Origin of the sequence: Streptomyces sp. NBC_00247 (assembly GCF_036188265.1) — a bacterium.
GTDB lineage: Bacteria > Actinomycetota > Actinomycetes > Streptomycetales > Streptomycetaceae > Streptomyces.
Genome location: NZ_CP108093.1, coordinates 6,178,313 through 6,199,832 on the forward strand (window position 1 = coordinate 6,178,313; position 21,520 = coordinate 6,199,832).

At 71.8% G+C, this 21,520-nt stretch carries 18 protein-coding genes; 16 read left to right on the forward strand and 2 right to left on the reverse strand.

All coding sequences use genetic code 11. The annotated features are described in order from the left end of the window. Window positions 1–90 precede the first annotated feature (90 nt). From OHT52_RS26965 to OHT52_RS27000, 8 genes are all read left to right on the forward strand, one after another. Window positions 91–1,200 (forward strand): quinone-dependent dihydroorotate dehydrogenase, encoded by a 1,110-nt coding sequence (locus OHT52_RS26965; protein ID WP_328722772.1) that lies wholly within the window; start codon window positions 91–93, stop codon window positions 1,198–1,200. Then, window positions 1,197–2,042, forward strand: a complete 846-nt coding sequence (gene pyrF / locus OHT52_RS26970; protein WP_328722773.1) for an orotidine-5'-phosphate decarboxylase — start codon at window positions 1,197–1,199, stop codon at window positions 2,040–2,042. The genes OHT52_RS26965 and pyrF overlap by 4 nt, the downstream gene beginning before the upstream one ends. 249 nt (window positions 2,043–2,291) lie before the next feature. Further along, window positions 2,292–2,615 carry an integration host factor gene (locus tag OHT52_RS26975; protein ID WP_266702292.1) on the forward strand — a complete coding sequence of 108 codons (324 nt, stop codon included), beginning with the start codon at window positions 2,292–2,294 and terminating at the stop codon, window positions 2,613–2,615. 38 nt (window positions 2,616–2,653) lie between these two features. Next, window positions 2,654–3,271, forward strand: coding sequence for a guanylate kinase (gene gmk, locus OHT52_RS26980; protein ID WP_328722774.1), 618 nt, complete (start codon window positions 2,654–2,656; stop codon window positions 3,269–3,271). A gap of 123 nt (window positions 3,272–3,394) precedes the next feature. Then, entirely contained in the window at window positions 3,395–3,667 is a 273-nt protein-coding gene (rpoZ, locus tag OHT52_RS26985) for a DNA-directed RNA polymerase subunit omega (protein WP_003970369.1), read from the forward strand. 156 nt (window positions 3,668–3,823) lie between these two features. Then, entirely contained in the window at window positions 3,824–5,029 is a 1,206-nt protein-coding gene (gene coaBC, locus OHT52_RS26990) for a bifunctional phosphopantothenoylcysteine decarboxylase/phosphopantothenate--cysteine ligase CoaBC (RefSeq protein ID WP_328722775.1), read from the forward strand. 239 nt (window positions 5,030–5,268) lie between these two features. Then, a complete protein-coding gene (metK, locus tag OHT52_RS26995) occupies window positions 5,269–6,489 on the forward strand; it encodes a methionine adenosyltransferase (protein ID WP_327174679.1) in 1,221 nt (406 codons plus the stop codon). A gap of 132 nt (window positions 6,490–6,621) precedes the next feature. Then, window positions 6,622–8,766, forward strand: coding sequence for a primosomal protein N' (locus OHT52_RS27000; protein WP_328722776.1), 2,145 nt, complete (start codon window positions 6,622–6,624; stop codon window positions 8,764–8,766). Between the two features lie 113 nt (window positions 8,767–8,879). Here OHT52_RS27000 and OHT52_RS27005 read toward each other — a convergent pair whose 3' ends face one another. After that, window positions 8,880–9,431, reverse strand: coding sequence for a hypothetical protein (locus OHT52_RS27005; RefSeq protein ID WP_328722777.1), 552 nt, complete (start codon window positions 9,429–9,431; stop codon window positions 8,880–8,882). Window positions 9,432–10,077: 646 nt separating this feature from the next. Here OHT52_RS27005 and OHT52_RS27010 point away from each other — a divergent pair. The 5 genes from OHT52_RS27010 (at window position 10,078) to OHT52_RS27030 (ending at window position 16,146) form a co-directional block, all read left to right on the forward strand. Further along, a complete protein-coding gene (locus tag OHT52_RS27010; protein WP_328723911.1) occupies window positions 10,078–11,376 on the forward strand; it encodes an IS4 family transposase in 1,299 nt (432 codons plus the stop codon). A gap of 73 nt (window positions 11,377–11,449) precedes the next feature. Then, entirely contained in the window at window positions 11,450–12,382 is a 933-nt protein-coding gene (fmt, locus tag OHT52_RS27015; protein WP_328722778.1) for a methionyl-tRNA formyltransferase, read from the forward strand. 333 nt (window positions 12,383–12,715) lie between these two features. Beyond that, entirely contained in the window at window positions 12,716–14,149 is a 1,434-nt protein-coding gene (locus OHT52_RS27020; protein WP_328722779.1) for an RsmB/NOP family class I SAM-dependent RNA methyltransferase, read from the forward strand. A 185-nt stretch (window positions 14,150–14,334) separates the two neighbouring features. Next, on the forward strand, window positions 14,335–15,018 hold the full coding sequence (rpe, locus tag OHT52_RS27025; protein WP_328722780.1) for a ribulose-phosphate 3-epimerase: 684 nt from the start codon (window positions 14,335–14,337) through the stop codon (window positions 15,016–15,018). Window positions 15,019–15,150: 132 nt separating this feature from the next. After that, a complete protein-coding gene (locus OHT52_RS27030) occupies window positions 15,151–16,146 on the forward strand; it encodes a sugar-binding transcriptional regulator (protein ID WP_328723912.1) in 996 nt (331 codons plus the stop codon). Between the two features lie 80 nt (window positions 16,147–16,226). Here OHT52_RS27030 and OHT52_RS27035 read toward each other — a convergent pair whose 3' ends face one another. After that, window positions 16,227–17,270 (reverse strand): terpene synthase family protein, encoded by a 1,044-nt coding sequence (locus tag OHT52_RS27035; protein WP_328722781.1) that lies wholly within the window; start codon window positions 17,268–17,270, stop codon window positions 16,227–16,229. A gap of 331 nt (window positions 17,271–17,601) precedes the next feature. Between OHT52_RS27035 and OHT52_RS27040 the strand changes: the two genes are divergently transcribed. The 3 genes from OHT52_RS27040 (at window position 17,602) to OHT52_RS27050 (ending at window position 21,303) form a co-directional block, all read left to right on the forward strand. Next, window positions 17,602–19,068: a GuaB1 family IMP dehydrogenase-related protein gene (locus tag OHT52_RS27040; protein WP_328722782.1), complete on the forward strand. Its 1,467-nt coding sequence runs from the start codon at window positions 17,602–17,604 to the stop codon at window positions 19,066–19,068. A gap of 187 nt (window positions 19,069–19,255) precedes the next feature. Then, window positions 19,256–20,713, forward strand: a complete 1,458-nt coding sequence (locus OHT52_RS27045) for an aldehyde dehydrogenase family protein (protein WP_328722783.1) — start codon at window positions 19,256–19,258, stop codon at window positions 20,711–20,713. Between the two features lie 149 nt (window positions 20,714–20,862). Continuing rightward, window positions 20,863–21,303: an Lrp/AsnC family transcriptional regulator gene (locus tag OHT52_RS27050; RefSeq protein ID WP_328722784.1), complete on the forward strand. Its 441-nt coding sequence runs from the start codon at window positions 20,863–20,865 to the stop codon at window positions 21,301–21,303. Window positions 21,304–21,520 lie beyond the last annotated feature (217 nt).

The following is a 21,520-nucleotide window of genomic DNA, read 5'->3' on the forward strand; positions in this document are numbered from 1 at the left end:
TCGGGCCGGCCCGGGACCACGCGGTCCCGGGCCGGTCAGGCAAGGGGGACACCGGTCTGCGGTGTCCCCCTCTTCGTGAGGACACCTTCGATGTACAAGTTCTTCTTCCAGCTGGTCTTCAAGCGGATGGACCCCGAGCAGGCCCACTACCTGGCCTTCCGGTGGATCCGTCTCGCCGCCCGCACCCCCGTCCTGCGGACGTACGTGGCGGCCGTCCTGGCACCCCGGTACGAGAGCCTGCGCACCGAGGCGTTCGGCCTGCGGATGCACGGCCCCTTCGGTCTCGCCGCAGGCTTCGACAAGAACGCCGTCGCGATCGACGGCATGGCGATGCTCGGCTTCGACCACGTCGAGATCGGCACCGTGACCGGAGAGCCGCAGCCCGGCAACCCCAAGAAGCGGCTCTTCCGCCTCGTCGCCGACCGTGCCCTGATCAACCGCATGGGCTTCAACAACGAGGGCTCCGCGGCCGTCGCCGCCCGCCTCGGCGCCCGCGAGCCCGTCTTCCGCACCACCGTCGGCGTCAACATCGGCAAGACCAAGGTGGTGGAGGAGGCCGACGCCGCCGCCGACTACGTGAAGTCCACCGAGCGCCTCGCCGCGCACGCCGACTACCTCGTGGTCAACGTCTCCTCGCCCAACACCCCCGGCCTGCGCAACCTCCAGGCCACCGAGGCGCTGCGCCCGCTGCTGACCGCCGTGCGCGAGGCCGCCGACCGCACCGCGACCGAGCGCCGCGTCCCGCTGCTGGTCAAGATCGCCCCCGACCTCGCGGACGAGGACGTCGACGCCGTCGCCGACCTCGCCGTGGAGCTCGGCCTCGACGGCATCATCGCCACCAACACCACCATCGCCCGCGAAGGCCTCGGCCTGCGCTCGCCCGCTTCCCTCACCGGGGAGACCGGCGGGCTCTCCGGCGCCCCGCTCAAGGCACGCTCCCTGGAGGTCCTCACGAGGCTCTACGCGCGCGTGGGCGACCGGATCACCCTGGTGGGCGTCGGCGGCATCGAGAACGCCGAGGACGCCTGGCAGCGCATCCTGGCCGGTGCCACGCTCGTCCAGGGCTACAGCGCCTTCATCTACGAGGGCCCGTTCTACGCCCGCGCGATCCACAAGGGGCTCGCCGCCCGGCTTGCCGCATCCCCGTACGCCACCCTCGCCGAAGCCGTCGGCGCCGCCACCCGGAAGGCCGCACAGTGACCCCCCAGACCCCCGAACCGTTCGGCGCCCGGCTGCGCCACGCCATGGACACCCGCGGACCGCTCTGCGTCGGCATCGACCCGCACGCCTCGCTGCTCGCCTCATGGGGCCTGTCCGACGACATCGCGGGCCTGGAGCGCTTCACCCGTACGGTCGTCGAGGCGCTCGCCGACCGGGTCGCCGTCCTCAAGCCGCAGTCCGCGTTCTTCGAGCGCTTCGGCTCGCGCGGCGTCGCCGTTCTGGAGACCGCCGTCGCCGAGGCCCGCTCGGCCGGCGCGCTCGTGCTGATGGACGCCAAGCGCGGCGACATCGGCTCCACCATGGGCGCCTACGCGGCCACCTACCTGGACAAGGACTCGCCGCTGTTCTCGGACGCGGTCACCGTCTCGCCGTACCTCGGCTTCGGCTCGCTGCGCCCGGCGCTCGACGCCGCCGCGGTCTCCGGCGCGGGCGTCTTCGTGCTGGCGCTCACCTCCAACCCGGAGGGCGCCGAGGTGCAGCGCTCGACCGCGGCCGACGGCCGCTCGCTCGCCCAGCTGATGCTCGACCACATGGCCGCCGAGAACGCCGGAGCCGAGCCGCTGGGTTCGGTCGGCGCGGTGGTCGGCGCGACGCTCGGGGACGCCGGGGTGAATCTGGCGATCAACGGTCCGCTGCTCGCTCCCGGGATCGGTGCCCAGGGCGCCACCCCGGCCGATCTGCCGGCCGTGTTCGGCGAATCGGTGGGCAATGTGGTGCCGAGCGTGAGCCGGGGTGTTCTGCGTCACGGTCCGGACGTCGCGGGTCTGCGCGAGGCCGCGACACGCTTCGCCGACGAGGTCCGTACGGCCGTTCACGGATAGTTGAATGCGACACATAACAGCGCGTTGACGAATTCCTGAGCAAAATACCGGGCTTTATGCGGTAAATGTCCTGGTCGGCCAAGGCTGACCAGGACTTTTCGTTCGTTCTCGCTGACTCCGGAGCGGTTGGCCGCTAGTCTCCGTCGAGAGCCAACGAGCACAGGTTGTTGTTCGTGGCTCGCCAGGTGTGGGGCGAAAGGGTCCTCACCGGTCCGTATCCGACAGATCGACATCCGAGGTGACGTAGGCGTGGCTCTTCCGCCCCTTACCCCTGAACAGCGCGCAGCCGCGCTCGAAAAGGCCGCCGCGGCTCGCCGGGAGCGGGCCGAGGTAAAGAATCGACTCAAGCACTCCGGCGCCTCGCTCCACGAGGTCATCAAGCAGGGTCGGGAGAACGACGTCATCGGCAAGATGAAGGTCTCCGCACTCCTTGAGTCCCTGCCGGGCGTGGGCAAGGTCCGCGCCAAGCAGATCATGGAGCGTCTCGGGATCTCCGAGAGCCGCAGAGTCCGGGGTCTCGGCTCCAACCAGATCGCATCCTTGGAGCGAGAGTTCGGCGGCTCAGCCGCCTGACGTTCTCAGGCACCCCTGAGAACCTGGATAATCGCTGCATGGCTGCAACATCCCGGGGGACGTCCCCCGTACCCCCGGACGTACGTCCGCGGCTGACCGTGCTCTCCGGCCCCTCAGGGGTCGGCAAGAGCACGGTCGTCGCGCATATGCGCAAGGTCCACCCCGAGGTATGGCTCTCGGTGTCGGCGACGACCCGCAAGCCCCGCCCCGGTGAGAGCAACGGCGTCCACTACTTCTTCGTGGACGACCAGGAGTTCGACAAGCTGATCGCCAACGGCGAGCTGCTCGAATGGGCGGAGTTCGCGGGCAACCGCTACGGCACCCCCCGCAGGGCCGTCCTCGACCGGCTGGAGAACGGCGAGCCGGTGCTGCTGGAGATCGACCTCCAGGGCGCCCGGCTGGTCCGCGAGTCGATGTCCGACGCGCGGCTCGTCTTCCTGGCCCCGCCGAGCTGGGACGAGCTGGTCCGCCGGCTCACCGGCCGGGGCACCGAACCGCCCGAGGTGATCGAGCGCAGGCTCGCCGCCGCCAAGGTCGAACTGGCCGCCGAGGCCGAGTTCGACACCACTCTCGTCAACACCTCCGTCGAGGACGTGGCACGCGAGCTGCTAGCCTTGATGCTTCAGGCTTCCGACCACCGTGCCACGAGCGACTGACGAACCGACGCGAACGGCCTCACGGCCGACGCCGAGTGTCAGCCGCACCCCACGGATCACCGCCGGCCGGCAGCCGCAGCATCAAAGATCTCTTTGATCTACACCCCCTTCGGAAGGCAGAGAGTGTCCTCTTCCATCACCACGCCCGAGGGCATCATCAACCCGCCGATTGATGAGCTCCTCGAGGCCACCGACTCGAAGTACAGCCTCGTGATCTACGCCGCCAAGCGCGCGCGCCAGATCAACGCGTACTACTCGCAGCTCGGTGAAGGCCTCCTCGAGTACGTCGGTCCGCTCGTCGACACCCACGTCCACGAGAAGCCGCTGTCGATCGCGCTCCGCGAGATCAACGCCGGCCTGCTGACCTCCGAGGCCATCGAGGGCCCCGCGCAGTAAGCAGCCTCATCTCCCGCCGCGGGCGGGAAGAACGCACCTTCACCCCGGGCCCGGCGGATCATCCGCCGGGCCCGGGGTGTGTCCGGGGCCGCCGGACGACGGGCGGCGGGGGTGGGGCAGCATGGAAGGACACCGAGCCGAGTGCGGGGAGACGCAGTGGAGAAGCCGAAGGTCGTTCTGGGGGTCAGCGGAGGCATCGCCGCGTACAAGGCGTGCGAACTGCTGCGCCGGCTGACCGAGTCCGGGCACGACGTGACCGTGGTGCCCACCGCGGCCTCACTGCACTTCGTCGGCGCCGCCACCTGGTCCGCGCTCTCCGGGCATCCGGTCTCCACCGAGGTCTGGAACGACGTCCACGAGGTACCCCACGTGCGCACCGGGCAGGCAGCCGACCTCGTCGTGGTCGCCCCGGCCACCGCCGACATGCTCGCGAAGGCCGCCCACGGGCTCGCCGACGACCTGCTCACCAACACCCTGCTCACGGCCCGCTGTCCGGTCGTGTTCGCGCCCGCCATGCACACCGAGATGTGGGAGCACCCGGCCACCCAGGAGAACGTCGCCACTCTGCGCCGCCGGGGCGCCGTGGTCATCGAGCCGGCCGTCGGCCGGCTCACCGGGGTCGACACCGGCAAGGGACGGCTCCCCGACCCCGCCGAGATCTTCGAGGTCTGCCGCCGGGTGCTGTCCCGGGGCGTCACGGCACCCGACCTCGCGGGCCGTCACGTCGTGATCAGCGCCGGAGGCACCCGCGAGCCGCTCGACCCGGTCCGCTACCTGGGCAACCGGTCCTCCGGCAAGCAGGGGTACGCACTCGCGCGCACGGCCGTCGCCCGGGGTGCCCGGGTCACCCTGATCGAGGCGAACACCGGACTGCCGGACCCGGCCGGCGCCGACGTGGTCCACGTGGGAACCGCGATCCAGCTGCGGGAGGCCGTGCTGAAGGCGGCGGCCGGCGCGGACGCGGTGGTGATGGCCGCCGCCGTCGCCGACTTCCGGCCCGCCGCGTACGCCACCGGCAAGATCAAGAAGCGCGACGACCGGGCGGATCCGGTCATTGAACTCGTACGTAATCCGGACATCCTCGCCGAGCTCTCCACCGAACGGGCCGCACCCGGTCAGGTGGTCGTGGGCTTCGCCGCGGAGACCGACGACGTACTCGCCAACGGGCGCGAGAAGCTCCGCCGCAAGGGGTGTGACCTTCTCGTCGTGAACGAGGTGGGGGAGCGCAAGACCTTCGGCTCCGAGGAGAACGAAGCGGTGGTCCTGGCCGCGGACGGCGGCGAGACGGCCGTGCCGTACGGGCCCAAGGAGGGCCTCGCCGACACCTTGTGGGGCCTGGTAGCCGCCCGCTTCCCGGGGTAGATTCACCCCCGCCGCACCCGCGTGGGCGACTCGGGAGAAAATAGGTCTCCACAGTGCTTCCGCGGGCGGGCCGGACCCCCGAATTCGCCAGTGCCGCACGTCACAGCGCTCCCAAGGGGCGAGACGTGTGGTCCAACCGCCGGAAGCGACCGATAAACTGGTCGCGGAACGTGCCGGGCGCAGCTCCCGGTCGTTCCACCCATGATCAGCCAGCAGCCGCTGCAACCCCAGGGAGCGATGTGTCCCGCCGCCTCTTCACCTCGGAATCCGTCACCGAGGGTCACCCCGACAAGATCGCTGACCAGATCAGCGACACGATTCTCGACGCGCTCCTGCGCGAGGACCCCACCTCGCGCGTCGCCGTCGAGACCTTGATCACCACTGGTCTGGTGCATGTCGCGGGTGAGGTCACGACCAAGGCCTACGCCGACATCCCCAACCTCGTGCGCAACAAGATCCTGGAGATCGGCTACGACTCCTCCAAGAAGGGCTTCGACGGCGCCTCCTGCGGCGTCTCGGTGTCCATCGGAGCGCAGTCGCCGGACATCGCCCAGGGTGTCGACACCGCTTACGAGAAGCGGGTGCTGGGTGCGGCGGCCGTCGAGGACGACGAGCTCGACAAGCAGGGCGCCGGCGACCAGGGCCTGATGTTCGGTTACGCCTGCGACGAGACGCCCGAGCTGATGCCGCTCCCGATCTACGTGGCGCACCGGCTCTCCCGCCGGCTCTCCGACGTCCGCAAGAACGGCACCATCCCCTACCTGCGCCCCGACGGCAAGACGCAGGTCACCATCGAGTACGACGGCGACAAGGCCGTGCGCCTCGACACGGTCGTGGTGTCCTCGCAGCACGCCTCGGACATCGACCTCGACTCGCTGCTCGCCCCCGACATCCGCGAGTTCGTCGTGGAGCACGTCCTGGCGCAGCTCATCGAGGACGGCATCAAGCTCGACACCGAGGGCTACCGCCTCCTGGTCAACCCGACCGGCCGTTTCGAGATCGGTGGCCCGATGGGCGACGCCGGCCTCACCGGTCGCAAGATCATCATCGACACCTACGGCGGCATGGCCCGCCACGGCGGCGGCGCCTTCTCGGGCAAGGACCCGTCGAAGGTGGACCGTTCGGCCGCGTACGCCATGCGCTGGGTGGCCAAGAACGTCGTCGCGGCCGGCCTCGCCGCCCGCTGCGAGGTCCAGGTCGCCTACGCGATCGGCAAGGCCGAGCCGGTCGGTCTGTTCGTCGAGACCTTCGGCACCGCCGCGGTCGACACCGACAAGATCGAGCACGCCATCGGCGAGGTCTTCGACCTCCGTCCGGCCGCGATCATCCGCGACCTGGACCTGCTCCGCCCGATCTACGCCCAGACGGCGGCGTACGGCCACTTCGGCCGTGAGCTCCCCGACTTCACCTGGGAGCGCACCGACCGGGTCGACGCGCTGCGCGCGGCCGCCGGTCTCTGACCACGGCCGGTCCGCCGGCGGCGGACCCGCACACGTGACGAGGGCCGGGGCCCGGACACCATGACGGTGTCCGGGCCCCGGCCTTTCCCCGCGCACCGTGCGCTGTCGGTCCTCTCTGGTAGGAATGTGGCTGTGAGCAGCGAGGACGAGCGGGCGGACGAGCCCGGGGACGGCATGCCGGAGCAGCTTGCGCTCATCCGGGAGACCGTGCGCCGGGCGAAGGTGCCGCGCGCCAAACCGCGTACCTGGCGCGGAGCGCCGCTCGCCGCCGAACTGCCCGTCGCCCGGGTCCTGGTGAACAAGGGCGTGCTCCACCTCGACCAGTACTTCGACTACGCGGTGCCCGAGGAGCTCGACGCCGAGGCGCAGCCCGGCGTCCGGGTGCGGGTCCGCTTCGGCGCCGGCGGACGCCAGGTCCGGGGCGGCCGGCGCGAGGGCGGCGGGCTGATCGACGGCTTTCTGATCGAGCGGCGGGCCGAGTCCGACTACCAGGGCACCCTGGCCGCGCTCGCCTACGTCGTCTCGCCGGAGCCGGTCCTCGGGCCCGAGCTGCTGGGCCTCGCGCGCGCGGTCGCCGACCGGTACGCCGGCAGCCTCGCCGACGTGCTCCAGCTGGCGGTGCCACCGCGCAACAGCCGCGCCGAGAGCAGTCCCTCCCCCCGGCCGCTGCCCCCGCCCCCGCCCCCCGCGCCCGGCACCTGGGAGCGGTACGCCCAGGGGGCCGGCTTCCTGCGCGCGCTCGCCGAGGGCGGCGCACCCCGGGCCGTGTGGACCGCCCTGCCCGGCCCGCACTGGCCGCACGAGATCGCCCGCGCCGTCGCGGCCACCCTCGCCTCGGGACGCGGCGCCCTCGTCGTGGTCCCGGACGGCCGGGCGGCCGGGCGGGTCGACGCGGCTCTGACCGCTCTGCTCGGCCCCGGCCTGCACGCCCTGCTCACCGCGGAGTCCGGTCCGGAGAAGCGGTACCGCCAGTGGCTCGCCGTCCGGCGCGGCTCGGTGCGGGCGGTGGTCGGGACCCGGGCGGCGATGTTCGCGCCCGTCGCGGACCTGGGGCTCGTGGTGGTCTGGGACGACGGGGACTCCAGCCACAGTGACGACAACGCCCCCTTCCCCCACGTCCGGGAGGTACTGGAGCTCCGGGCCGCCCACGGGCGGTGCGGGTTCCTCCTCGGCGCCACCGGCTGCACGGTGGAGGCCGCCCAGCTGGTCGAGACCGGCTGGGCCCTGCCGCTGACCGCCCCCCGCGACCACGTACGGCGCGCCGCCCCCCTGATCCGCACGATCGGCGACGAGCAGCTGGCCCGGGACAGCGCCGCGCGTACCGCCCGGCTGCCCAGCCTGGCCTGGCAGACCGCGCGCGACGGGCTGCGCGACGGCCCGGTTCTGGTACAGGTCCCGCGCCGGGGATACGCCCCCCGGCTCGCCTGCGACCGCTGCCGCACCCCGGCCCGCTGCCGGCACTGTGCCGGACCGCTCCAGGCCCAGGACCAGCGGGAACTCGACTGCGCCTGGTGCGGGCGGCCCGAACACGCCTGGCACTGCGCCGAGTGCGGAGCCACCCGGCTGCGTGCGCGGATCGTCGGGGCACGGCGGACGGCGGACGAGCTCGGCCGCGCCTTCCCCAAGGTGCCGGTCCGCACCTCGGGCCGCGACCACGTCCTGGACGTGGTGCCGGGCGAGCCCGCCCTCGTGGTGAGCACCCCCGGCGCCGAACCCGTCGCCGAGGGCGGATACGCGGCGGCCCTGCTGCTCGACGGCTGGGCCATGCTCGGCCGGCCCGACCTCCGGGCGGGCGAGGAGGCGCTGCGGCGCTGGATCGCCGCCGCCTCGCTGGTCCGGGGCCAGGAGGAGGGCGGCGCGGTGGTCGTCGTCGCCGAACCGACGCTCGGCCCCGTCCAGGCCCTGGTGCGGTGGGACCCCGCCGGGTTCGCCCGCCGGGAGCTGGCCGAGCGTGCCGAGCTCGGCTTCCCGCCCGTATCCCGGATGGCCTCGGTGACGGGCTCGCCCGGGGCGCTCACCGCGTTCCTCCAGAGCGCGAGCCTGCCGCCGGAGGCGGAGATCCTGGGGCCCGTACCAGTGCCCTCGGCCGGACCGGGGCGACCGCGCCGGACCGGGGACGCGCCGCAGGGCGAGACCTGGGAGCGGCTGCTGATCCGGGTGGTCCCCGGGCGCGGTGCCGCGCTCGCCGCCGCGCTGAAGACGGCTCAGGCCGCGCGGACGGCCAAGGGCGGAGCGGAGCCCGTACACATCAGGATCGATCCGCCCGACATCGGCTGACGCCGGATGCTCCCGGGCGGATCACGGGGTCCGATGGCCGACAGGCCCGTCGGTGGCCGGCCGGCCCGCGAGCGGTGGCCCGTGGTGCCTCAGCCGTCGCGTCAGCCGTGGCCTCAGCCGTTGCGCGGGCCGGGGAAGGCGCCCGGCCGCACGTCCCCGCGGAGCGGAGCGCCCGGCGCGGGCTGCGGAGGCATCGACCGGGCCGCGGGCACCGACGGCATCGGCGTACCCGTGCCGTGCGGGGGTCCCGGTTCGGTGGTGGCGGGTCCGGAACGCCCGGCGGCGGCCTCGGTGCCCTCCCCGGCGGGCTGCGACGCGTTACGGCGCGCGCCGTAACGGCGGTGGACCGCCTGCTTGGTGACGCCCAGGGCCGAACCCACCGCGTCCCAGGAGAAGCCCAGCGAACGGTCGAAGTCGACCGCCGCGGTGACGAGCGTCTCGACGCTGTCCCGCAGCTCCTGGGCCAGACGGACCGTGGGGGCGGGGGCCCGCCCGTAGACCACGAAGCCCGCGGAGGGGCCCGAGCGGCGCGGACGGTAGACGTTGCCCAGCTGCGCGGTGAGGGTGCGCAGCGCGTCCACCTGCCGCCTGACCCGCTCGATGTCCCGCACCAGGAGATGCAGACTGGCCCGCGCTTGGGCGTCGTGCGTTGCGTGGTCGGCCATGAAGAAGCCTCTCGAACCGGCGTTGAAAGGGATCGGGCCGCCGCAGCGCGGCGACTCGCTTCGGTCAATCTCCTTTGACCAACGCCCGACCGCCCTTGTGGTCACGCTCTCCGGCCGTTTCCGCATGTGCGCCGGGCGTACGCCGCGTGTGCGCCCCCTGGTCGGCGCCGCACCGATGTCCCTTCAGGCCGGGGCGGCGGCGGCGCCTGGCGCGGCGGGCGCACCGGTGTTCCCGGCGGCACGCGCGGCGGAGCTGCCAGGGCTAGCTAGGGGCTCTCCGAACACCGCGGCGGGGCAGGGAGGACCTCGGTCCGCCTCGCGGCCGCACGTACCGGAGACCGCTCCCCGGAGGGCGTCCACGGCCGGCGCGGCACGCTCATGCGTGCCAGGCGCCGCCGGACCCGCCCTCCGGGCGGACGGCGCTACTTTCGCGACACGCTTTAGACCAAGGCCGTGAAGTTACGGCTCGGGGGACGGGTTGGCGTGTGGGTTGATCTGGTGCGATCCGGGACGTGAGAAGCGGAGCCCCGGTAGAACTGGCAGTCGACCAAGACAGCCGTTCACAGCACCGGAGGCTCCGCTGTCCGATCAGTGTGTCATCACGAGTGAAATCACGGTAGCCAAGGGCCTGTTCGCTCCCGGGCATCTGGGGGAACTCACCCGGATCGTCCCGTTCGAGATGGTCGACGCGGCCCTTGCCGAAACAGGTGCGGTCCAGCAGCGGCTGCGGAAGATCCCTGCCCGGGTGGTGGTCTACCTGCTGCTGGCCGCGGCCCTTTTCGACGACTGCGGCTACCTGGCGGTCTGGCGCAAGCTCACTGCCTCACTGGAGGCGATACCGGTCGCGAACGTGACCGGCACGGCGCTCTGGCACGCCCGGACACGCCTGGGGGCGCGTCCCATGCAGGCCCTGTTCGACCTGTTGCGCGGGCCGGCCACGGCGATCCGTACCGCCGGCGCCCATTTCAAGGGCCTGCTGACCGTCGCGATCGACGGTACCTGCCTCGACGTCCCCGACAGCCCGCTGCACCGGGCCCGTCTGGGCGGGATCACCAACCAGTACGGGACCTCCGGCTACCCGCAGATCTGCCTGACCGCGCTGGTGGCCTGCGGCACCCGCGCGGTCCTGGACGCCGCCTTCGGCCCCCGCACCAGCGGCGAAACCGTCTACGGCACACGACTGACCCGTTCCCTGCACGCGGGAATGATCGTCCTTCTCGACCGGGGCTTCTCCGGCAATCCGTTCCTGACCGCCGTCGCCGGCACCGAGGCCGCCTTCCTGGCCCGTATCTCGGCCGCCCGCAGACCTCCGGTCCTGGAGCGTTTCGAGGACGGCTCCCACCTCTCCCGCTTCGGCGGCCTCGAAGTCCGCATCATCGAATGCGAGATCACCATCATCACCAGCCAGGGCCGCACGACCGGCCTCTACCGAATGGCCACCAGCCTCCTCGACCACCACCGATACCCGGCATCCGACCTGGTCAGCCTCTATCACGAGCGATGGGAAGTGGAGTCTGCCTACTTCGCGATCAAGAAGTCGATGCTGGGCCGACGAGTCCTGCGCTCCCAGACCTGTGCAGGCATCTCCCAGGAGGTCTACGCCCTCCTGAGCGCCTACCAGGCCCTGCGGATCGCGATCGCCGACGCCACCGGGACCACACCCGGAGCCGACCCCGACCGGGGAAGTTTCAGCGTCGCACTACGATGCGCCCGCGATCAGATCGTCCGAGCCGCAGGCATCATCGCCGACACCGCGATCGACCTCGTCGGAACGATCGGCCGAGCCGTCCTGGACCAGCTCATGCCCGCCCGCCGCCTCCGCGTCAGCCCCCGAGCGGTGAAACGACCCCTATCCCGATACGCATACAAAAGCCTCAGAGTCGACCGGCACACCCACACAGCCACCCTCAACATCAAGATCTTGACGCCAACGCCCACGTCTTAACTTCACGGCCTTGCGCTTTAGACTGGTGCGTCGCTCGTCACCGTACGCCCGCCCGAGAGGCAGTCAGCCACCCATGAAGCTCGTCTTCGCAGGCACCCCCGAGGTCGCAGTCCCCGCCCTGGACGCACTCATCGCCTCCGGCCGCCACGAGGTGGCCGCCGTCGTCACGCGTCCCGACGCACCGGCGGGCCGGGGGCGGCGGCTGGTCGCCAGCCCGGTCGCCGAGCGCGCCGAGGAGGCCGGGATCGAGGTCCTCAAGCCGGTCCGGCCGCGCGACGAGGGCTTCCTGGCGCGGCTCCGGGAGATCGCCCCGGACTGCTGCCCGGTCGTCGCCTACGGCGCGCTGCTGCCGAAGGCGGCTCTGGAGATCCCCGCCCGGGGCTGGGTCAACCTGCACTTCTCGCTGCTTCCCGCCTGGCGCGGCGCCGCCCCCGTGCAGCACTCCGTGATGGCGGGGGACGAGGTCACCGGAGCCTCGACCTTCCTGATCGAGGAGGGGCTCGACTCCGGGCCCGTCTACGGAGTCCTGACCGAGGAGGTCCGTCCCACCGACACCAGCGGTGACCTGCTGACCCGGCTCGCCTTCGCCGGGTCGGGGCTGCTCGCCGCGACGATGGACGGCATCGAGGACGGCACCCTGCACGCCGTCCCCCAGCCGGCCGACGGAGTCACCCTCGCCCCGAAGATCACCGTCGAGGACGCCCAGGTGCGGTGGTCGGCGCCCGCCCTGCGGGTCGACCGGATCGTGCGCGGCTGCACCCCCGCCCCCGGCGCCTGGACGCTCTTCCGCGGCGAGCGGCTCAAGCTCGTCCAGGCCACTCCCGTGATCGACCGCCACGACCTGGCCCCGGGCGAGATCTCGGCCACCAAGAAGAACGTGTACGTGGGCACCGGCTCGCACGCCGTCGAGCTGCTCTGGGTGCAGCCGCAGGGCAAGAAGCCCATGCAGGCCGCCGACTGGGCGCGCGGTGTCCGCCTCGCCCCCGGCGAGCTGCTCGGACTCTAAGGGCTGTCCCGCAATTCCTGGCGGGTGCGCGACGACAGCTACGGCACCTCGCCGCGTTGTCGGAACGTCCACATACATCCAGTATGCGGACGCCCCTCCGCCTTGCGATGCACCGCATCTGACGCCGCGCACTGATCCACCACGAATTGCGGGACAGCCCTTAGGGCCGCGACTCGGACTCCAGCGCCGCGACTCGGACTCCAGCGCCGGGACGGAGCGGAGCTTGCCGGGTGCGGCACCGGCGTCCGCGCCCGGCACTGGTTCCGCGGCCCGCGCGGCGGCGACGTAGGCTGGGTGGGTTCGCCCCCTCACCATCAGCGGAGCACCTTTCACGTGAACGACCAGCCGCGTCGCCGTCCCGCCCAGCCCCACCGCCGCCCGAAGAAGGACCCGGTGCGGTTCCTGGCCTTCGAGGCACTGCGGGCGGTCGACGAGCGCGACGCCTACGCCAACCTCGTGCTTCCCCCGCTGCTGAAGAAGGCCCGCGCCAAGGGTGACTTCGACAGCCGCGACGCGGCGCTGGCGACGGAGCTGGTCTACGGGACGCTGCGCCGGCAGGGCACGTACGACGCGATCGTCGCGGCCTGCATCGACCGGCCGCTGCGCGAGGTCGACCCGCCGGTGCTCGACGTACTCAACATGGGCGTGCACCAGCTGCTGGGCACCCGCATCCCCACCCATGCCGCCGTCTCCGCCAGCGTCGAGCTGGCGCGCGTGGTGCTGGGGGAGGGGCGGGCCAAGTTCGTCAACGCGGTGCTGCGCAAGGTCACCGCGAAGGACCTGGACGCCTGGCTCGACCAGGTCGCGCCGCCCTTCGACGAGGACGCCGAAGCCCACCTCGCCGTGGTCCATTCGCATCCGCGCTGGGTGGTATCCGCCCTGTGGGACTCCCTCGGCGGCGGCCGGGCCGGGATCGAGGACCTCCTCGAAGCCGACAACGAGCGCCCCGAGGTCACCCTGGTCGCCCGCCCCGGCCGGTCCACCACCGCTGAACTCGCGGACGCCCTGGGGGAGGAGCAGTCGCTCCCCGGCCGCTGGTCGCCCTATGCCGTACGCATGGCCGAGGGCGGCGAGCCCGGCGCGCTGGCCGCCGTACGGGACGGCAGCGCCGGTGTGCAGGACGAGGGCAGCCAGCTCGTCGCCGCCGCCCTCGCCAACGCCCCGCTGGAGGGCGACGACACCCGCTGGCTCGACGGCTGCGCCGGTCCCGGCGGAAAGGCCGCCCTGCTGGCCGCGCTCGCCGCCGGGCGGGGCGCCGCTCTGCTCGCCGCCGAGAAGCAGCCGCACCGTGCGCGGCTCGTGGAGCGGGCACTGGCCGGCAACCCGGGCCCGTACCAGGTGATCACCGCCGACGGCACCCGCCCGCCGTGGCTGCCCGGCAGCTTCGACCGCATCCTGATGGACGTGCCGTGCTCCGGTCTGGGTGCGCTGCGCCGCCGCCCCGAAGCGCGCTGGCGTCGCCGCCCCGAGGACCTGGAGGGTTTCGCCCCGCTCCAGCGCGGACTGCTGCGCGAGGCACTCAAGGCGGTACGGGTCGGCGGGGTCGTCGGCTACGCGACCTGCTCGCCCCACCTCGCCGAGACCCGGACCGTGGTGGAGGACGTCCTGAAGGGGCGTGGCGGCGACCCGGTCGAAGCCGAGTGGGTGGACGCCCGCCCCCTGATGCCGGGTGTCCCCGCCCTGGGCGACGGCCCCGACGTCCAGCTCTGGCCCCACCTGCACGGCACCGACGCGATGTACCTCGCGCTGCTGCGGCGCACGGGCTGACCGTCCGGCCGCGGACGCGTCCCGGGCGGCGGGGCGCGTCCGCGGCCGGACGCGATCCGTCCGAGCCCCTTCCTCCCGGCGTACGGGAGCACGTACGGCGTGCGTTGCCCGAACCGTGACCACCCCGTGAGGCTTTGGGGCTCCCTGTGGCGGGGAAGCGGTCCGGAGCATGGCAGGCTTGGGGCATGGCCCAGATCAACCCCAGCATTCTCTCCGCCGACTTCGCCCGTCTCGCCGATGAGGCGAAGGCGGTGCAGGGTGCCGACTGGCTCCACGTCGACGTGATGGACAACCACTTCGTGCCCAACCTGACTCTCGGTGTGCCCATCGTGGAGTCGCTGAGCCGGGCCACCGACACCCCGCTCGACTGCCACCTCATGATCGAGGACCCGGACCGCTGGGCGCCGCAGTACGTCGAGGTCGGCGCCGGCTCCGTCACCTTCCACGTGGAGGCGGCGGCGGCCCCGGTCCGGCTCGCACGGGAGATCCGCGCCAAGGGCGCCCGGGCGTCGATGGCGCTCAAGCCGGCGACGCCCATCGAGCCGTACGAGGACCTGCTCCCCGAGCTCGACATGCTGCTGATCATGACCGTGGAGCCGGGCTTCGGCGGGCAGGCGTTCCTCGACATCATGCTGCCGAAGATCCGCCGTACCCGGGACCTGATCTCCCAGCACGGCCTCGACCTGTGGCTGCAGATCGACGGCGGGGTCTCCGCGGAGACCATCGAGCGCTGTGCCGAGGCGGGCGCCGACGTGTTCGTCGCGGGTTCGGCGGTGTACGGGGCGTCGGACCCGGCCGAGGCGGTGCGCGCGCTGCGGGCCAAGGCACAGGCGGCGACGGCCGCCGCGCCCTGGGCATGCGGCCACTGAGCCAAGGGCAGATGAACGCGGCCCGACGAGGCCGATCAAGTTCGCCGGATCTGACAGGATGAACGGCGTAACGGGCGTGTGAACAGCAGTGAGGAGATCGCGGTGTCTGGCATCTCGGCGGGTCGGTCAGCCATGCGGATGGGCCCCGCGGAGCTCGTGCAGGCGGCGGCCATGGCTCGGCGGTTCTATCTGGAGGGGAAGTCCAAGATCCAGATCGCCGAGGAGTTCGGCGTCAGCCGCTTCAAGGTGGCCCGGGTCCTGGAGACGGCCCTCGAACGTGATCTCGTGCGCATCGAGATCCGGGTGCCGGCCGAGCTGGACGCGGAGCGCTCCGACGCGCTGCGGTCCCGGTACGGGCTGCGCCACGCGGTCGTCGTGGAGTCCCCGGCGGACGAGCAGGACGACGCCCCCGACCCGGAGAACCTGGGCGAGGTCGCGGCCGATCTGCTCGGCGAACTGGTGACCGAGGGCGATGTCCTCGGACTGGCGTGGGGACGGTCCACCATCCACATGGCGGCGGCGCTCGACCAGCTCCCGCCGTGCACGGTGGTCCAGCTGACCGGCGTGTACGACGCGGGCACGGCCGAGCGCGGATCGGTGGAAGCGGTCCGCAGGGCCGCCCAGGTCTCCGGCGGCGAGGCACACCCCATCTACGCCCCGATGCTGCTCCCGGACCCGGCCACCGCCGCCGCGCTCCGCAATCAGACGGGGATCGCGCGCGCCTTCGACTACTTCGACAAGGTCACCGTCGCGGCGGTCTCCATCGGCTCCTGGGAGCCGGGCATCTCCACCGTCCACGACATGCTGTCGGACGAAGAGCGCGCCCACTACGCCTCCCTCGGCGTGGCGGCCGAGATGTCCGCCCACCTCTTCGACGCCGACGGGCGCCGGGTCGGCCGGGATCTCGGCGAGCGCTGCATCACCGTGGAGGCCGACCGGCTCCGCCGCATCCCCGAGGTCGTGGCCATCGCGGGCGGCCAGCGCAAGGCCGCGGCGATCGGAGCGGTGCTCCGCTCCGGCCTGGTGACCAGCCTGGTGACGGACACCGCCGCCGCCGACTACCTGCTGACCGAGTCGGCCGCCGGAATCAGGCCGGCCCTGGAGCGGGCCGACCCGGACGGCCACTGACGGATCTCCGTACCCGAGAAGCGAAGAGGCCGGCACCCCGCGACGGGGTGCCGGCCTCTTCGCCGTTCCGGACGGGGCTCTCAGCCCCGCGCGTGGCCGGCTCGGTCGGCCGCGATGCCGAGCACCGCTTCCTCCAGGTACTGCCCGGGCTCCTCGTACTGGCTGACGTCGGCGGGGTTGTACCGGGGCGTCCGCATGGACCAGTCGAGGTTGCCGCGCATCCAGCTGCGCATGCCGTCCAGATAGGGCACCAGCAGGCCGGAGAGCTGGGGGTACAGCTCCAGGAGTTCGTCCTCCGCGGTCAGGAACCGCTCCGTCTCCGTGGCTATCCGCTCCGCGACCAGGTCCAGCGCCTCCTGTTCGCCGAGCCCGCGGTGGTGGCGGACCAGGTGGACGAGGTTGTGGATCTCGCCGAGGACCTGCTCCTTCTCGTAGGAGTAGACGTCGTTCGCCCAGCACACCACGTTGCACGCGGCTTCGAGCGCGGTGATGAACCGGGGGTCGTTGTGGATCGACGCGGGGGCCTCGATCCCGGCGACGATCTCTATGAGGTCCATGCAGACGTGTATCGCGCCGGTGTGACGGCGCTTGGCGATGTAGGTCTCCTCGGACGGGACGACGCCGTCCGCGCGGTTCCCCGCCTCCCAGGTCGTGGCCGTGGTGAGGTAGGCCACCAGGTGGAAGGCGAACCGGGTCCGCCAGTGCGGAGGCACGTCCGGAACCGTGCGTTCCCACAGATCGGTCAGAGCCACGACGGCTCTGGGCAGGTCCTCGCCGGGCTCCGGGTCCGGGGCGGTGCCGTCCACCACGGCACGCATCCGGGCGACGACGTGCCGCACCCGCTCGGGGTCGCGGCCGAGATGGCCGTCGTCGAGCTGGTCGTCGACGAGGAACAGCCAGACGAACCAGTCGGCCACCAGGTCCAGCTGACCGGGATCCGCCGTGGGGTGGACCATGCCGACGAACGCCGCGAAGTCGGCTTGTTCGAACCGCTCGCGCGCGGACTCGCGGTGCACCAGCCCGGTGCTGCGCGTCCAGCTGTCGAGGTGCTCTCGGGTGTGCCCGACGTGCGGATTCGTGCGCTGAGGGAACGGGCAGTAAATGTCCGGCAGTTCACTTTCCACGGGCGGATCCGGGTCCTCTCCGGTCATTCGCGTGACGGGCGGCCGGGGACGTTCCATCGGTGCCCCGGGGTGCCTCCAAGACCTGCGGATGGTGAAACTACCTGACTGCTTGTCACCTGGTCCAGCAAGGAAGACCGCCACGCATTCGAATCTTGTTCGATTGTCTGGAGGTGGTGTGTACGCGCCATCGGATCGGGGTAGGTTCCGCCGGTCGGGATGTGGTCCGGCGGTCCGCCGCCGTGCGCTCCTGTAGGAACCTACGAGCGATGGTGGCCATTGCTGTGCCTTTTCCGGGACGACCTGCGGCGATTCCCGTGGAACCATGGGTGTCATGCGTTTTCTCGAACCTGGCACCGGCCGTTACTCAGACACCCCGTCCGTCCCGTACGACCTCACGTACGACGACGTCTTCATGGTTCCGGGGCGTTCGGCGGTCGGATCGCGCCAAGGAGTGGATCTTTCCGCGCCCGACGGCACGGGGACGACCATCCCGCTGGTGGTCGCCAACATGACCGCCATCGCCGGTCGGCGGATGGCCGAAACCGTCGCCCGTCGCGGCGGTCTCGTCGTCATCCCGCAGGACATCCCGATCGAGGTCGTCACCGAGGTCGTCTCCTGGGTCAAGACGCGCCACCTCGTCCTCGACACCCCGATCGTGCTGGCTCCCGGCCAGACCGTCGCGGACGCCCTCTCGCTGCTGCCCAAGCGCGCGCACGGCGCGGGTGTCGTGGTGGACGAGGACGGGAAGCCGGTCGGCGTCGTCACCGACCACGACCTGACCGGTGTGGACCGCTTCACGCAGCTCTCCGAGGTCATGTCCAGGGATCTGGTCGTGCTGGACGCGGACATCGACCCCCGCGAGGCCTTCAACCGGCTCGACACGGCCCACCGCAAGCTCGCTCCCGCCGTCGACGCTCAGGGGCGGCTGGTCGGCATCCTCACGCGCAAGGCCGCTCTCCGCGCCACCCTGTACACCCCCGCCACCGACGCCGAGGGCCGGCTGCGTGTCGCCGCCGCCGTCGGCATCAACGGAGACGTCGCGGGCAAGGCCAAGCAGCTCCTGGACGCCGGCGTGGACACCCTCGTGGTGGACACCGCCCACGGCCACCAGGAATCGATGATCAGCGCGGTCCGCGCGGTCCGTGCCCTCGACCCGAAGGTCCCGATCGTCGCGGGCAACATCGTCGCCGCCGAAGGCGTGCGCGACCTCATCGAGGCGGGCGCCGACATCATCAAGGTCGGTGTCGGCCCCGGTGCCATGTGCACCACCCGGATGATGACCGGAGTGGGCCGGCCGCAGTTCTCCGCGGTCCTGGAGTGCGCCGCCGAGGCGAAGAAGTACGGCAAGCACGTCTGGGCGGACGGCGGCGTCCGCCACCCGCGCGACGTGGCCATGGCCCTCGCGGCCGGTGCGTCCAACGTGATGATCGGCTCCTGGTTCGCCGGTACGTACGAGTCGCCCGGCGACCTCCAGCAGTCGGCCGACGGCCGGTACTACAAGGAGTCGTTCGGCATGGCCTCGGCCCGCGCGGTGAAGAACCGCACGTCCGACGAGTCGGCCTACGACCGGGCCCGCAAGGCGCTCTTCGAGGAGGGCATCTCCACCTCGCGGATGTTCCTGGACCCGACGCGGCCCGGCGTCGAGGACCTGATCGACTCGATCATCGCGGGCGTCCGCTCGTCCTGCACCTACGCCGGCGCCGCCTCCCTGGAGGAGTTCGCGGAGAAGGCGGTCGTCGGCGTGCAGAGCGCCGCCGGATACGCCGAGGGCAAGCCCCTCCACGCCAGCTGGAGTTGATCCCGCCGGTCGCTTTGGACCTGAACGACTCCTGTGCCCCCCGCGGTGTCCGACCGCGGGGGGCACAGTCGTACGCCCGTCCTCCGGTCGAGCTCCTTCGTGGGCCGGTCTGTTGCTTCAACTCCGCTGCGACGTAAGTAATATGAGTTCCGTTCAGTCACCCGCCCACTCTGCGGTAAGGGATCTCATGTCCTTCTTCACTGACCTGGCCCACCAGTACATCGACGGCGAGTGGCGGCCCGGCAAGGGCTCCTGGGACATCATCGACTTCAACCCGTTCGACGGGGAGAAGCTCGCTTCCATCCCGGTCGCCACGGCCGAAGAGGTGGATGAGGCCTACCGGGCCGCGGAGCGCGCCCAGCGGACGTGGGCCGAGACCAACGCGTACGCCCGGCGCGGGGTGCTGGAGAAGGCGCTGCGGATCGTGGAGGAGCGCGAGCCCGAGATCGGTGACGCGATCGTCGCCGAGCTCGGCGGCACCCGCCTCAAGGCCGCCTTCGAACTGCACCTCGCCAAGGAGTTCCTCCGCGAGGCGATCCAGATCGCGCTGCGCCCCACCGGCCAGCTGCTGCCCTCGCCGGTCGAGGGCAAGGAGAACCGCGTCTACCGCGAGCCGGTCGGCGTGGTGGGCGTCATCAGCCCGTTCAACTTCCCCTTCCTGCTCTCCCTGAAGTCGGTCGCGCCCGCGCTCGCGCTCGGCAACGCGGTCGTCCTCAAGCCGCACCAGAACACCCCGATCGTCGGCGGCACACTCATCGCCAAGATCTTCGAGGACGCCGGCCTCCCGGCCGGGCTGCTGAACGTCGTCGTCACCGACATCGCCGAGATCGGCGACGCCCTGCTGGAGCACCCGGTCCCCGGGGTCATCTCCTTCACCGGCTCCGACAAGGTCGGCCGGCACGTGGCGACCGTCGGTGCCGCCCACCTCAAGCGGGTCGTCCTGGAGCTCGGCGGCAACAGCGCGCTCATCGTCCTGGACGACGCGGACGTCGACTACGCCGTCGACGCCGCGGTCTTCAGCCGCTTCGTCCACCAGGGCCAGGTCTGCATGGCCGCCAACCGCATCCTGGTCGACCGTTCCGTCGAGGCCGAGTTCACCGCGAAGTTCGTCGCCAAGGTCGCCTCCCTGACCGTAGGCGACCCGGCCGACCCGGCCACCCAGATCGGGCCGCTGATCAACTCCACCCAGGCCGAGGCCGTCACCAAGCTGGTGGAGCAGACCGTCGCCGGCGGTGCCACCGCGCTGCTGCGGGGCACCACGGACGGCAACCTGGTCAGCCCGTCCGTGCTCACCGGCCTCTCCGCCGACTCTCCCGTGCTCCAGCAGGAGATCTTCGGTCCCGTCGCGCTGATCGTGCCCTTCGACGGCGAGGACGAGGCCGTCCGGATCGCCAACGACACCCCGTACGGCCTCAGCGGCGCCGTGCACACCGGGGACATCGAGCGCGGCGTCCGGGTCGGGCAGCGCATCCACACCGGCATGATCCACATCAACGACGGCACCGTGAACGACGAGCCCATCGTCCCGTTCGGCGGCGTGAAGAACTCGGGCCTCGGCCGCCTCAACGGCGAGTCGACGATCGACTCCTTCACCACCCAGAAGTGGATCTCGATCCAGCGGGGCCGCACGCGGTTCCCCTTCTGAGCCGTTTCGCGGCATCGCCGCAGGGGACCGTTCCGCGAGACTCGTCCCGCCACGCGGTGGGCACCCCGGCGAGGGGCGCCCGTGGTCTACTGCGGGGGCGGCACCACCGCCCCCGCACCGCCCCCTCGCAGAGAAGTGAACCGCCCGACGTGCGCCTGAACGAACTCGACGAACGCATCGTCCACGCCCTCGCCGAAGACGCCCGACGGTCCTACGCCGACATCGGCGCCCTCGTCGGCCTGTCCGCGCCCGCCGTGAAACGCCGCGTCGACCGGCTCCGCGAACAGGGGGCGATCACGGCGTTCACCGTGCGGGTCGATCCCTCGGCGCTGGGCTGGGAGACCGAGGGCTTCATCGAGATCTTCTGCAGCCGCAACACCTCTCCGGATTCGATCAGGAACGGGCTCTCGCGCTACCCGGAGATCGCGTCCGCCTCCACCGTCACCGGCGAGGCGGACGCCGTCGTCCAGGTCTTCGCGGCGGACATGCGCCACTTCGAGCAGGTACTCGAACGCATCGCGAGCGAGCCCTACGTGGAGCGGACGAAGTCCGTCCTGGTGCTCTCCCCGCTGGTCCGCCGCTACGTCTGAGGCGCACCGGCCGAGTGGGAGAAACCCGCCCCGGCCCTCCGCGCTGAGACCTGGATCACCCTTCTGACCTGCGACGACAGCGTACGCAACGAATCGCCGCAGAAGGGTCGTCGGACGCAACGGATCGACGGTCGGTGCGCAACGCTCGCGCCTTGTCGACGGCGGGGCGCGAAACGTACCTTCGGATAGCCCCCCGCCGCCCCTCCCGAGGTCAGCC